Source organism: Pseudomonas sp. SDO55104_S430 (genome assembly GCF_054070595.1).
Genome location: NZ_JBSVXG010000015.1, coordinates 30,689 through 43,686 on the forward strand (window position 1 = coordinate 30,689; position 12,998 = coordinate 43,686).

At 59.8% G+C, this 12,998-nt stretch carries 14 protein-coding genes; 6 read left to right on the forward strand and 8 right to left on the reverse strand.

Features of this window, described 5'->3' with window-relative positions; translation table 11 throughout:
• Position 1: 1 nt before the first annotated feature.
• From ACW9JE_RS05015 to ACW9JE_RS05035, 5 genes are all read right to left on the reverse strand, one after another.
• Positions 2-1,111, reverse strand: a complete 1,110-nt coding sequence (locus tag ACW9JE_RS05015; RefSeq protein WP_457432152.1) for a flagellar basal body P-ring protein FlgI — start codon at positions 1,109-1,111, stop codon at positions 2-4.
• Positions 1,112-1,129: 18 nt separating this feature from the next.
• Complete coding sequence (gene flgH / locus ACW9JE_RS05020; RefSeq protein WP_457432141.1) at positions 1,130-1,825, reverse strand: flagellar basal body L-ring protein FlgH; 696 nt, start codon at positions 1,823-1,825, stop codon at positions 1,130-1,132.
• Positions 1,826-1,877: 52 nt separating this feature from the next.
• Positions 1,878-2,663, reverse strand: a complete 786-nt coding sequence (flgG, locus tag ACW9JE_RS05025; protein WP_175376830.1) for a flagellar basal-body rod protein FlgG — start codon at positions 2,661-2,663, stop codon at positions 1,878-1,880.
• 45 nt (positions 2,664-2,708) lie between these two features.
• Complete coding sequence (locus ACW9JE_RS05030; RefSeq protein ID WP_457432142.1) at positions 2,709-3,449, reverse strand: flagellar basal body rod protein FlgF; 741 nt, start codon at positions 3,447-3,449, stop codon at positions 2,709-2,711.
• A 320-nt stretch (positions 3,450-3,769) separates the two neighbouring features.
• Positions 3,770-5,329: a sigma-54-dependent transcriptional regulator gene (locus ACW9JE_RS05035; protein ID WP_457432143.1), complete on the reverse strand. Its 1,560-nt coding sequence runs from the start codon at positions 5,327-5,329 to the stop codon at positions 3,770-3,772.
• Between the two features lie 279 nt (positions 5,330-5,608).
• On the opposite strand from ACW9JE_RS05035, the gene phhA reads away from it, so the two are divergent.
• The 6 genes from phhA (at position 5,609) to ACW9JE_RS05065 (ending at position 10,107) form a co-directional block, all read left to right on the forward strand.
• Positions 5,609-6,400 (forward strand): phenylalanine 4-monooxygenase, encoded by a 792-nt coding sequence (gene phhA / locus ACW9JE_RS05040; RefSeq protein WP_175376827.1) that lies wholly within the window; start codon positions 5,609-5,611, stop codon positions 6,398-6,400.
• A gap of 101 nt (positions 6,401-6,501) precedes the next feature.
• Entirely contained in the window at positions 6,502-6,858 is a 357-nt protein-coding gene (locus ACW9JE_RS05045; RefSeq protein ID WP_457432144.1) for a 4a-hydroxytetrahydrobiopterin dehydratase, read from the forward strand.
• Positions 6,858-8,051, forward strand: coding sequence for an amino acid aminotransferase (locus tag ACW9JE_RS05050; protein ID WP_457432145.1), 1,194 nt, complete (start codon positions 6,858-6,860; stop codon positions 8,049-8,051). The genes ACW9JE_RS05045 and ACW9JE_RS05050 overlap by 1 nt, the downstream gene beginning before the upstream one ends.
• Positions 8,052-8,415: 364 nt before the next feature.
• Complete coding sequence (locus ACW9JE_RS05055) at positions 8,416-8,547, forward strand: hypothetical protein (protein ID WP_256345623.1); 132 nt, start codon at positions 8,416-8,418, stop codon at positions 8,545-8,547.
• A 74-nt stretch (positions 8,548-8,621) separates the two neighbouring features.
• Positions 8,622-8,804, forward strand: a complete 183-nt coding sequence (locus ACW9JE_RS05060; protein WP_457432146.1) for a hypothetical protein — start codon at positions 8,622-8,624, stop codon at positions 8,802-8,804.
• Between the two features lie 103 nt (positions 8,805-8,907).
• Complete coding sequence (locus ACW9JE_RS05065) at positions 8,908-10,107, forward strand: MFS transporter (RefSeq protein WP_457432147.1); 1,200 nt, start codon at positions 8,908-8,910, stop codon at positions 10,105-10,107.
• Here ACW9JE_RS05065 and arfB read toward each other — a convergent pair.
• The 3 genes from arfB to ACW9JE_RS05080 form a co-directional block, all read right to left on the reverse strand.
• Complete coding sequence (gene arfB, locus ACW9JE_RS05070) at positions 10,104-10,517, reverse strand: alternative ribosome rescue aminoacyl-tRNA hydrolase ArfB (RefSeq protein ID WP_175376822.1); 414 nt, start codon at positions 10,515-10,517, stop codon at positions 10,104-10,106. The two genes, ACW9JE_RS05065 and arfB, sit on opposite strands and share 4 nt — an antisense overlap.
• A gap of 85 nt (positions 10,518-10,602) precedes the next feature.
• The gene (locus ACW9JE_RS05075) at positions 10,603-11,949 is read right to left on the reverse strand and encodes a DEAD/DEAH box helicase (protein ID WP_224538105.1); all 1,347 of its coding nucleotides are present in this window, start codon (positions 11,947-11,949) and stop codon (positions 10,603-10,605) included.
• 140 nt (positions 11,950-12,089) lie between these two features.
• On the reverse strand, positions 12,090-12,878 hold the full coding sequence (locus ACW9JE_RS05080; protein WP_318011769.1) for a hypothetical protein: 789 nt from the start codon (positions 12,876-12,878) through the stop codon (positions 12,090-12,092).
• Positions 12,879-12,998 lie beyond the last annotated feature (120 nt).

Sequence of the window (12,998 nt, forward strand, 5' to 3'; positions counted from 1 at the left end):
CTCAGATCACGATCAGGTCGGCTTGCAATGCGCCGGCCTGTTTCAGTGCTTCGAGGATCGCCATCAAGTCACCTGGCGCCGCGCCGACCTGGTTCACCGCACGCACGATTTCGTCGAGGGTGGTCCCGGGCCCGAACTTGAACATCGGTTTGGCTTCCTGCTGGGCGTTGACCCGCGAGCGCGGCACCACGGCCGTCTGCCCGTTGGACAGCGGGCCCGGCTGGCTGACAATCGGGTCTTCGGTGATGGTCACGGTTAGGCTGCCGTGAGTCACGGCGGCCGGCGAAACCTTGACGTTCTGGCCGATCACGATGGTACCGGTACGGGAGTTGATGATGACTTTAGCCACCGCCTGACCCGGATCGATTTCGAGGTTTTCCAGCATCGACAGATAGTCGACGCGCTGGCTCGGATCCAGAGGCGCGGTGACGCGAACCGAGCCGCCATCGATGGCCTGGGCCACGCCTGGACCGAGCATGTCGTTGATCTTGTCGACGATGCGCTTGGCCGTGGTGAAGTCGGAACGGTTGAGGTTCAGTGTCAGGCTATTGCCCTGGTTGAAGCCGCTCGGTACTGCGCGTTCCACCGATGCACCGCCAGGGATGCGACCGGCCGACGGCACGTTGACGGTGATCTTCGAACCGTCGCGACCTTCGGCGTCGAAGCCACCGACCACCAGGTTGCCCTGGGCCACGGCGTAGACGTTGCCGTCGATACCCTTGAGCGGTGTCAGCAGCAGCGTACCGCCGCGCAGGCTCTTGGAGTTACCTATGGAGGAAACGGTGATATCCACCTGCTGACCCGGCTTGGCGAACGCCGGCAGATCGGCACTGATCGATACCGCCGCCACGTTTTTCAACTGCACGTTGCCCGATCCCGGCGGCACCTTGATTCCGAACTGCGAGAGCATGTTGTTGAAGGTCTGCAGGGTGAACGGCGTCTGGGTCGTCTGGTCACCGGTACCGTTAAGCCCGACCACCAGGCCGTAACCGATCAACTGGTTGGAACGTACGCCGGAAATGCTGGCGATGTCCTTCAGGCGTTCGGCTTGGGCATTGAAAGCTGCCGACAACAGAACGGCGGCCATCATGAGACTTCTGAAATTCAACATGCTCAACTGGAAAGCCACCTAGAAAGGGAACAACGGGCTGAGGAAGAAACGGTCGAACCAGCCTGGCTGACTCGCATCGGCAAACGAACCGGTACCCGAATAGGTGATGCGCGCGTCGGCCACACGGGTCGACGACACGGTGTTGTCGGTGGCGATGTCATCGGCACGAACCAGACCGGCGATGCGCACCAGCTCGTCACCGGTGTTGAGGGTCATCCACTTCTCGCCGCGTACCGCGATGATGCCGTTGGGCAACACATCGGCCACGGTCACGGTGATCGAGCCGGTCAGGGTGTTGCCTTGCGCAGCCTTGCTGTCACCCTTGGTCGCGCGATCGCCTTCATAGCCCGCTTCCAGACTAAGGTCGCCACTGCCAAACGGGTTGTTGGTGCTTGGGGTAGAGCCGAACAGCGAGCTCAGGCCGATGTTGGCCTTGCTGTTCTTGCCAATCTGCGAGTTGGCGTTTTTGCTGGCCTGGGTCTTCTCGTTCAGGGTGATGGTGATGATGTCACCGACCCGGAACGCCTTGCGGTCGCTGTAGAGATTCTGTTCGAACCCGGCCTGATAGATCGAGCCGTTGTTCGCGGCAGCCGGCAGCGGCGTGCGCGGCAGCACCGGGGCGTAGTAAGGATCATTGGGCTTGGGCGTCGGAGCGACGCAACCTGCAAGCGCGGTGATCCCACTCAATGCCATAACAGAGACGAAGCGTTTCATGACCCTTACCTCACGGTGTAGCAGGCGGCCGGGGGACCGCCTTGTAGACTGATTACAGATTCTGCGTAACGAACGAGAGCATCTGGTCGGCGGTGGAGATCACCTTGGAGTTCATTTCGTAGGCGCGCTGAGTGGTGATCATGTTGACCATCTCTTCAACGGTGCTGACGTTGGAGGTTTCCAGGGTGTTCTGCAGCGTGGTACCGAAACCGGCCAGGCCAGGAGTACCCACTTCCGGCGCGCCACTGGCGCCGGTTTCCAGGAACAGGTTGCCGCCCACGGCCTGAAGGCCGGCCGGGTTGATGAAGTCGGCGGTCTGCAGGTTGCCGATCACCTGGGAAGCCGGGTTGCCGGCCGTGGTGATGGACACGGTGCCGTCCTTGCCGACGGTGAACGTCTGGGCATCGTTCGGAATGACGATGGCCGGCTGCAAGGCGAAACCGCTGGCGTTGACGATCTGGCCGTTGGAATCCAGGTGGAAGGTACCGTCACGGGTGTAGGCCGTGGTGCCGTCCGGTTGCAGGATCTGGAAGAAACCGCGACCGTCGATGGCCATGTCCAGCGGCTGTTCGGTGGTTTGCAGGCTACCGGCGTTGAAGTTTTTCTGGGTGCCGACGATGCGCACACCGGTACCCACTTGCAGACCCGACGGCAGTTCGCTGTCCTGGGTCGACTGGGCGCCTGGCTGACGCTTGATCTGGTAGAGCAGGTCCTGGAACTCGGCGCGATCACGCTTGAAACCCGTGGTCGACACGTTGGCCAGGTTGTTGGAAATCGTGGTCAGGTTGGTGTCCTGGGCGGACAGACCGGTTTTGGCAACCCATAGAGCCGGAAGCATTCAATTCTCCTCGTTCGCCTGTTTTACGGCGCGACGTTCTGATAATTAGCTGATCTGCAAGACCCGAGCCATGGCTTGGTCGTCTTCTTTGGCGGTGTTCATCATCTTGACGTGAAGCTCGAACTGCTTGGACAGGGCCAGCACCGAAGTCATCTCGTCCACGGCATTGACGTTGCTCGATTCGAGGAATCCCGACACCAGTTTGACGTTGGCATCGGCTTGCGCCGGCTGGCCGTCCTTGGTGTGGATCGAACCGTCCAGGCCCTTGGTCATGTTCTTGAAGTCCGGATTGACCAGCTTGATGCGGTCGACTTCGGCCATGACCCGTGGGTCCTCGCCCATCGAGCGGATACTGATGGTGCCGTCTTCGCCTACTTCGATCTGCTGCTGGGGCGGCACGGCGATCGGGCCGCCGTTGCCGATCACCGGCATGCCGTTGCCGGCACGCAATACGCCTAATGCATCGACCACCAGACTGCCAGTGCGCACATAGCTTTCACCACCGTCCGGGTTCTGCACCGCCAGCCAGCCGTTACCTTGCACGGCAACATCGAGATCACGACCGGTTTCCACCAGGGAGCCCGGAGTGAAGTCGGTAGCCGGGCGCTCGGACATGGCAAACGCACGCGCCGGAAAGCTGTCGCCGAACACCGGCATCGAGCGCGCCTGCTCCAGGTCTTTCTGGAAACCGTTGGTGGAGATGTTCGCCAGGTTGTTGGCATGAGCCCTTTGCGCCAGTGCATTCTGGCTGGCGCCGGTCATTGCCACATAAAGGTACTTGTCCACAATCTATCCTCTGCCTGCCGGACGTTTGCCGCCCACTGCTGTACTGATCAGCCATAAGCAATTTGCAGACCAACTTGGTTTTAGTCGCGTAAGGTGCGGGAAACAAAGGGGTTGGGAGAGTTTGTGGGGATTTTCAGGAAAGGCTGAAGTCGAAAAACCGGCGGTGTCATGCCGGTAAGAGGCAAAACATGGAACGACTCACTCCCTGTGGCGAGGGGGCTTGCCCCCGTTGGGCTGCGCAGCAGTCCCATCTTTTGGGGCTGCTTCGCAACCCAACGGGGCGGTGCGACGTTTCGACAAGCCCCCTCGCCACAGTGCAATCAGGCGTTGTCTTTGCCGACGTCGTACTCACGCAACTTGTTGGCAATGGTGGTATGGGAAACCCCAAGGCGCTTGCCCAGTTGCCGACTGCTCGGATGCTCGGAATACAGGCTTTCCAGCACTGCTTTTTCGAATCGGCCGACGATCTCGTCCAGGTTGCCCTCCAGCGAAAAATCCCCCAAGGGCTGGCGCACACCGTAGTCCGGCAGTCGAATGTGCTCGGCCTTGACGGTGCCGCCGTCGCACAGGGAAACCGCCTGGAACAGCACGTTTTCCAACTGCCGAACATTGCCCGGCCAATGATAATGACTGAGCCGATCCATCGCCGCCGGCGCCAGTTTCGGCAGCGGGCAGCCAATCTGCCGACTGGCCTGATCGAGAAAGTGCTCCACCAGCGGCGGCAAACCGTCGAGGCATTCGCGTAGCGGCGGAATGTGCAGCGACAGCACGTTCAGGCGGTGATACAGGTCCTGGCGAAACTCGCCGCGGGCGCACAACTCGGATAGGTCGACCTGGGTCGCACAGATCACCCGCACATCGAGATACACCTCTTCATCGCTGCCGACCCGACGGAAGCATCCGTCCTGCAGAAAGCGCAGCAGCTTCACCTGCAAGCGCGGGCTCATCTCGCCGACCCCGTCAAGAAACAGTGTCCCGCCCGCCGTCAGCTCCAGCAGCCCGAGCTTGCCCTCGGCCCGCGCCCCTTCGAAGGCTCCAGGGCCATAGCCAAAAAGCTCGGTCTCGGCCATGGACTCCGGCAACCCGGCACAGTTGAGCGCCATCAGCGGTGATTGCCCCCGCGGACTGGCCAGATGACAGGCCCGCGCCAGCAACTCCTTGCCGGTCCCGGTTTCGCCTTCTATTAATAGCGGTGCATCCAGTGGCGCCATGCGCCGGGCTTCACGCACCACCGCGGCCATCACCCTGGAGCTCTGGAAGATGCTGTCGAACCCGCGCAGTTCCTGCTTGCGCACGTTATAGATGCGCTCCCCTACCCGGTCGGCGCGATGCAGCGTCAACACCGCACCGGCCATGGCCTCGCTGTCGTCGTGCTCCGATTGCAACGGCGCGATGTCGGCCAGGAATACATCGCCCTTGACCTTGACCCGCATCCCGTTGATCCGCGATTTGTTGGCGCGCACCAGTTCCGGCAGGTCGAAATCTTCGGCATAACGCGACAGCGGAATGCCCGGCACTTCATCGACCCGCACCCCGAGCAACTGCGCCGCCGCGCGGTTAGCGGCAACGATGGAGCCGCCCATGTCGATCGACAGTACCGGGAATTCGAGAGCGCCGAGCAAGGCATTGAGTTCCATGTGCCGACGCTCACTGGGCATCAGCCCGACGCGCTTGACGCCAAACACCCCGGCAATCGCTTCGAATTTCGGACGCAGGGCCTGGAACTGGATATTGATCAGGTTCGGACAGTGCAGGTAAATCGCATTGCCGTGCTCACCGCCCACCTCGCCGCGAGCGACGTTGATGCCGTACTCCACCAACAGGTTGAGGATGTCGCGCAGGATGCCGATGCGGTTCTGACAGTGGACTTTGATACGCATGAAAGAGCCCGAACAGTGATGAAAGAGGCCCGTTCACCGAAGATTTTCTGCAAGGGCACTCAGATAGTCGTCAAGATTATGTGACACCCGAAGCACTTTTCCTACCCGCCAATCGCGACACCTGCGCGACAAAGGGCTAAACGTAACGAAAACTTTACGATTTTTCGACTTTCTCTCCGCCAACCAACCTGCCTAACCGCTGCAAAGCCGAACGTCTTGGAGTATTTCTAGGTCCATAGCAGTACATAACAAGAACGAATTCCCTCGCAGGAGAGCTGTATGAAGCAGACGCAATACGTGGCTCGCGAGCCCGATGCGCATGGTTTTATCGACTACACCGCTGAAGAACATGCGGTGTGGAATACGCTGATCACTCGCCAACTGAAAGTGATCGAAGGGCGTGCGTGCCAGGAATACCTGGACGGTATCGAAAAGCTCGGTCTGCCCCACGACCGCATTCCGCAACTGGGCGAGATCAACAAAGTGCTCGGTGAAACCACCGGTTGGCAAGTTGCTCGCGTTCCGGCACTGATCCCCTTCCAGACTTTTTTCGAGTTGCTCGCCAGCAAGCAGTTTCCCGTGGCGACCTTCATTCGTACCCGCGAAGAGCTGGATTACCTGCAAGAGCCGGACATTTTCCACGAGATCTTCGGCCACTGCCCGCTGCTGACCAACCCTTGGTTCGCCGAATTCACCCACACCTACGGCAAACTCGGCCTCAAGGCTTCCAAGGAGGAGCGCGTGTACCTGGCGCGCCTGTACTGGATGACCATCGAGTTCGGCCTGCTCGATACCCCGCAAGGCCAGCGCATCTATGGTGGCGGCATCCTGTCCTCGCCGAAGGAGACCGTGTACTGCCTGTCGGACGAGCCCGAGCACCAGGCGTTCGACCCGCTGGAATGCATGCGCACCCCCTACCGTATCGACATCCTGCAGCCGCTGTACTTTGTCCTCCCTGACCTCAAGCGCCTGTTCGACCTGGCCCACGAGGACATCATGGGCATGGTCAAGCAAGCCATGCAGCTGGGCTTGCACGCACCGAAATTTCCGCCAAAACCCAAGGCGGCGTGAACCGCTGCTTTTTTGATCAAGTGAGCCTGTCAGGAACTCTCGCTATGCTTTAGCGTGGTGACAGGTGATCGACTTCTCTTTTTCGATTTCAGGAATTCAACATGTCCACATTGAACCAAGCCCACTGCGAAGCCTGCCGCGCCGATGCTCCACAGGTCAGCGATGAAGAATTGCCGATCCTGATCAATCAGATCCCGGACTGGAACATCGAAGTTCGCGACAGCATCATGCAGCTGGAAAAAGTCTTCCTGTTCAAGAATTTCAAGCACGCTCTGGCGTTCACCAACGCCGTCGGCGAAATCTCCGAGGCCGAAGGTCATCACCCGGGTCTGCTGACCGAATGGGGCAAAGTCACCGTGACCTGGTGGAGCCACTCGATCAAGGGCCTGCACCGCAACGACTTCATCATGGCCGCGCGCACTGACGAAGTGGCCAAGGACGCCGAGGGCCGCAAGTAATGCATTTCGACGCCATCGGCCGAGTACCCGGCGACCCGATCCTCGGCCTGATGGAGGCCTATGCGCAGGACCCCAACCCGCGCAAGTTCGACCTCGGCGTGGGCGTCTACAAAGACGCCCAGGGCCTGACGCCGATTCCGCAATCGGTGAAGCTGGCCGAGGCGCGACTGATGGAAAATCAGACCAGCAAGATCTACATCGGCGGCCATGGCGATCCGGCGTTCGGCAAAGTCATCAACGAGTTGGTACTGGGTGCCGACTCGCCGCTGATCCGCGACAAACGCGCCGGCGCCACCCAGAGCCCGGGCGGCACCGGAGCGTTGCGCCTTAGCGCCGACTTCATCGCCCAGTGCCTGCCGGGCCGTGGCGTGTGGCTGAGCAATCCGACCTGGCCGATCCACGAAACCATTTTCGCGGCGGCCGGGGTCAAGGTCAGTCACTACCCCTACGTGGGCAGCGACAACCGCCTGGATGTCGAGGCGATGCTCGAAGTGCTCGACCAGGCGCCCAAGGGCGATGTGGTCCTGCTGCACGCCTGCTGCCACAACCCGACCGGCTTCGACCTGTCCCATGACGACTGGAAAAGGGTGCTGGAAGTGGTCCGCCGCCGCGAACTGCTGCCCCTGATCGACTTCGCCTACCAGGGCTTCGGCGACGGCCTGGAACAGGACGCCTGGTCGACCCGCCTGTTCGCCGCCCAGTTGCCGGAAGTGCTGATTACCAGCTCCTGCTCGAAGAACTTCGGCCTGTACCGCGACCGCACCGGCGCACTGATCGTCTGCGCAAAAAACGCCGACAAACTGACGGACATCCGCAGCCAACTGGCCAACATCGCCCGCAATCTGTGGTCAACTCCGCCGGATCATGGCGCTGCGGTAGTGGCGACCATCCTCGGCGACCCGGAGCTGAAAAACCTCTGGATCGACGAAGTGGAAACCATGCGCCTGCGCATCGCCCAACTACGCAGCGGCCTGGTAGAAGCCCTGGAACCCCACGGCCTGCGCGAACGCTTTGCACACATTGGCGTGCAACGCGGGATGTTCTCCTACACCGGATTGACGCCGGAGCAGGTCAAACAACTGCGTGAGCATCACAGTGTGTACATGGTGGGCACGGGCCGGGCAAACGTGGCGGGGATCGACGCGACCCGGCTGGATCTGCTGGCCGAAGCCATCGCCACGGTCTGCAAGTAACACACATCAACTGTGGGAGCGGGTACACCCGAACAATGTAGGTCGGCTGCCAGGCCGCCATCGCTGGCAAGCCAGCTCCCACAGGTCCTTCGGCTGGACACCCAAACAACTGTAGGAGCGAGCACGCTCGCGATGGTGGCCAACGATGACGCTGGCTACCTGAATGCCCGCAGTGTCTGGGCATTCATCGCGAGCAGGCTTGCTCCCACAATTTCTCCCTTGCAAACCTGTATAGACAATCCCATCCGTCGAAACAAATGGATATAAAAGTCTATTTGTCATTTCCAGTGCTGTATCCTGCCGAGGCTTTTTTGAAAGCGCGGATCTACCAGATCTACCAACAGACTTAGCGAGGAGCGCAACCATGCACGAGATTCCTAATCTCCCCTTCCCAAGCCTGCACGAACCTGAGCAGACGACCACGCAACAAGCCGGTGCCCAACAGCCCGAGCCGAAAGAAGCCACTGACAGTCGCAAGGCTGACAGCGAAGACTGAAACACCCGCCGTACAGACCGTGTGGAAAGCGCTAACATGCGCTTTCCACACTGCCTGAACCGCGAGCCCTCCTCATGACCAAAGAATTCAGCGAAGAACAGGCCAGCGTCCTGATCGGCACCGCCGAGAAGATGATCGAGATCTGGAATCGCCTCCCTCCCGAAAAACAGGCCGCCCTGCTCGCCCGCTTCGGCAGCCAGGAAAATGCCTTGGCCGCCCTGGTCACCACACAACTGGTCGCCCCCGAAAAGCACTGAACGAGCCACCCGGCAAATAGTTTTACTTTTTCACAACCCACGAACGCCAGCGCCGTTATCATAAGCAGCCTATCTAATCCTGCTTTACCGTGGACCCTTCCCCATGTCTGAAAACCAGCGCCCCCTGGCGGTCACGCTGCAAGTTGTCTCCATCGTCCTGTTTACCTTCATCGGCTACCTGAACATCGGCATTCCCCTGGCGGTATTGCCCGGTTACGTGCACAGCGAACTGGGCTTCGGCGCGGTGATCGCGGGGCTGGTGATCAGCGTGCAATACCTCGCCACCCTGCTCAGCCGGCCCTATGCCGGGAAGATCATCGACAACAAGGGCAGCAAACTGGCGGTGATGTATGGCCTGGCCGGTTGCGGCCTGAGCGGCGTGTTCATGCTGATTTCGGCCTGGACCCAAAGCCTGCCGATGCTCAGCCTGGCCAGCCTGTTCATTGGTCGACTGGTACTGGGTAGTGCGGAAAGTCTGGTGGGTTCAGGCTCGATTGGCTGGGGCATCGGCCGGGTCGGCGCGGCGAATACCGCCAAGGTCATTTCCTGGAACGGCATCGCCAGTTACGGAGCACTGGCGGTCGGCGCGCCTTTTGGCGTTTGGCTGGTCGGGCAACTGGGTTTGTGGAGCATGGGCGTGAGCATTGTGCTGCTGGCGCTGATCGGGCTGCTGCTGGCTTGGCCAAAAACCGCTGCGCCAATCGTCGCAGGTGAACGCTTGCCTTTTATCCATGTACTCGGACGCGTATTGCCTCACGGATGCGGATTGGCGCTGGGCTCCATCGGTTTCGGTACCATCGCCACCTTTATTACCCTGTATTACGCCACCCAACACTGGGACAACGCGGTGCTGTGCCTGAGCCTGTTCGGCGCCAGCTTCATCGGTGCGCGGCTGCTATTCGGCAACCTGATCAATCGTCTTGGCGGCTTTCGAGTGGCGATTGTCTGCCTATCGGTGGAAACCCTCGGCTTGCTGCTGCTCTGGCTGGCTCCGGACGCGCAATGGGCGCTGGCGGGTGCAGCGCTGAGCGGCTTCGGCTTCTCGCTGGTGTTTCCGGCGCTAGGGGTCGAGGCGGTCAATCTGGTGCCGGCATCCAGCCGTGGCGCGGCGGTCGGGGCCTATTCGTTGTTCATCGATTTGTCGCTGGGGATCACCGGACCACTGGCCGGCGCGGTGGCATCGGGCTTCGGTTTTGCGTCGATTTTCCTCTTCGCTGCCTTGGCAGCCGTCAGCGGCCTGATCCTCAGTATCTACCTGTATCGGCAGGCACCGAAGCAGCGCGAAACCCGGGAATCGCGCTAGTAATCCACCTTGCCCCGCCCGGCCTTGATGTTGCCGCGCTTGCTTTTGGCTTCAAGCCGGCGCGTCTTCGAGCCCAGGGTTGGCTTGGTCGGGCGGCGTTTCTTTTCGACCTTGGTGGCGCTGAGGATCAGCTCGGTCAGACGCAGCAACGCATCGGCGCGGTTCTGCTCCTGGGTGCGATATTGCTGGGCCTTGATGATCAACACGCCGTCGCTGGTGATGCGGCTGTCGCGCAGTGCCAGCAGGCGCTCCTTGTAGAACTCGGGCAAGGACGAGGCCGGGATGTCGAAGCGCAGGTGCACGGCGCTGGAAACCTTGTTGACGTTCTGCCCGCCAGCGCCCTGGGCGCGGATGGCCGTCAATTCGATTTCGTCATCCGGCAGATGCACGTTGTTGGAAATCACCAGCATGGACAGTCACTACCTCGGCTTTAAGCGCCATCTAAACAAAAATGCCCGCATCTGACGATACGGGCATTTTTTTCAACCAGAGCGTTTATTCCGCTGCTGGCGCTTCCGGCTTGCGGCGCTTGAGCGGAGCCATGCCGTCCTTGCTGACCAGCGACGGAGCCTCGGCCTTCGGACGGTTGGTAGTCTTGCGCTTGTTCGCGGTCTTGGCGGCGACTTTTTTCTTGTCACCCTTGGCGTCGGTCTTTTTCTTCTTCACACCAACAGCCTTGCCCGAAGCCTTGACCTTTTTCGGTCCGCCGTAGGTGCCTTTGACTTCCTTGATGGTGCGGCGCTCGAAGCTCTGCTTGAGGTAGCGCTCGATGCTCGACATCAGGTTCCAGTCGCCGTGGCAGATCAGCGAGATGGCCAGGCCATCATTGCCGGCGCGACCGGTACGACCGATACGGTGAACGTACTCGTCGCCGCTGCGCGGCATGTCGAAGTTGATCACCAGATCCAGGCCGTCAACGTCCAGGCCACGGGCGGCAACATCAGTGGCCACCAGAATCTTCACCCCGCCTTGCTTCAGACGGTCGATCGCCAGCTTGCGATCCTTCTGATCTTTCTCGCCATGCAGCACGAAGGCTTTGTATTCCTGCGCCACCAGACGGCCGTAGATACGGTCGGCCATGGCGCGGGTGTTGGTGAAGATGATGGCTTTCTGGTAAGTCTCGTTGGCCAGCAGCCAGTTAACGATCTGTTCTTTATGCTGGTTGTGGTCAGCGGTGATGATTTGCTGACGGGTGGTTTCGTTCAGCTGGCTGACCGCGTTGAGTTGCAGGTGTTCAGGGTTTTTCAGGACCTTGGCAACCATCTCGCGCAAGCCCGAACCACCGGTGGTCGCGGAGAACAGCATGGTTTGCTGGCGGTTTGGACATTCTTCGACCAGACGCTGCACGTCATCGGCAAAACCCATGTCGAGCATGCGGTCGGCTTCGTCGAGTACCAGCACTTCGACTTCCTTGAGGTCGAGATTGCCGGCATTCAGTTGCTCGATCATCCGCCCTGGCGTACCGATCAGGATGTCCGGCACCTTGCGCAGCATCGCAGCCTGGACTTTGAAGTCTTCGCCACCGGTGATCAGACCGGCCTTGATGAAGGTGAACTGCGAGAAGCGCTCAACTTCTTTAAGGGTCTGCTGCGCCAGCTCGCGGGTTGGCAGCAGGATCAGGGTCTTGATGCTGACACGGATTTTCGCCGGGCCGATCAGACGGTTGAGGATCGGCAAGACAAAGGCCGCGGTTTTACCGCTACCGGTTTGCGCCGTCACCCGCAGGTCACGCCCCTGAAGCGCCAGCGGAATAGCCGCTGCTTGCACAGGCGTTGGCTCGACAAATTTCAGTTCGGCCACGGCTTTGAGCAGGCGTTCGTGCAGGGCGAATTCGGAAAACACGGGTGCTACCTCGAAGAAATGCAAAAAACAGCTGCATAGGGTAACGGTTTCGAGCGCGAAGGCCGAGTTTCTTTGTGCATTCGGCAGCAAACATTCGTCTTTTTGTTACCCAGGTTGTCTTCAACCTAATACAAACTGGCTTAAATGCTCTGATCGTCCGTCGTTTTAATCGTCGGCATGACCGTCCGCTCGTGCCTGGCAGCCTCCTTCCATGTATTCCATCCCGCCAGAGCTGACGGTAATCGATCATGAGTTTTGATCCAGGTGCAAAGCCCAGGATCGATCCATTGCACGATTTCAGTGATGTCTCGATGGAGCTCGAACAGCGGCTGCCACAGCAGCGGTTCATGGTGAAAGCACCGATTTCTCAAATCCCGCGCCTTGTTCAGGCGACTTCGAATGATGTCTGCATTTTTGGAATGTTTCGGGCAATAGTGAAAGACCCGCATCAACGGCCTGGAAAGCTTCACAAATGCCTTGCGGTTGAATAGCGCTGTCCAGAATCCAAAACTCAGCTCAGCTGTAATGTTGTCAGCGCATAGCTTGGTGCCGCGCTTGCGGAGGGCAGCTTGTGCGTCGGTCACTTTTGCATAACTGGCCCGTAGATCCGCATTGTCACCATTGAACTCTTCGTACCAATCATCACGCTTGTACTCACGTTCCATCTCGCGCTGGATTCCATTGCGCAGGGCGACCTCTAGCACATGAAAAATAGAGACAAGAGATTCTGCAATACGCATGTTGTGCACGTAGGCTTGCGCCGCATGGTCCTGATTGCCCTGATAACCTTTGAGGTAACGGCTCATTCTTGGAGTGGAGAGCTTCGCCTCCAATGTTTGCCAGACCATCTGTCCTGGGAACTCCCATGCTGAAAAATGCTGGAAATCCGGGCGATGGTAGCGATGCGAAAGGCAAAAGCCATCTTGCATGATGTAAGCGCATGTCTAAGAACATGCGAAGCGATGTGGGGCACTGGGCCTAAGGGTTGACGTCAAATACGAAGGTGGTACCCTGAGCCCGCAGCCCTAGGAACCTCCACTCCCGTGCGA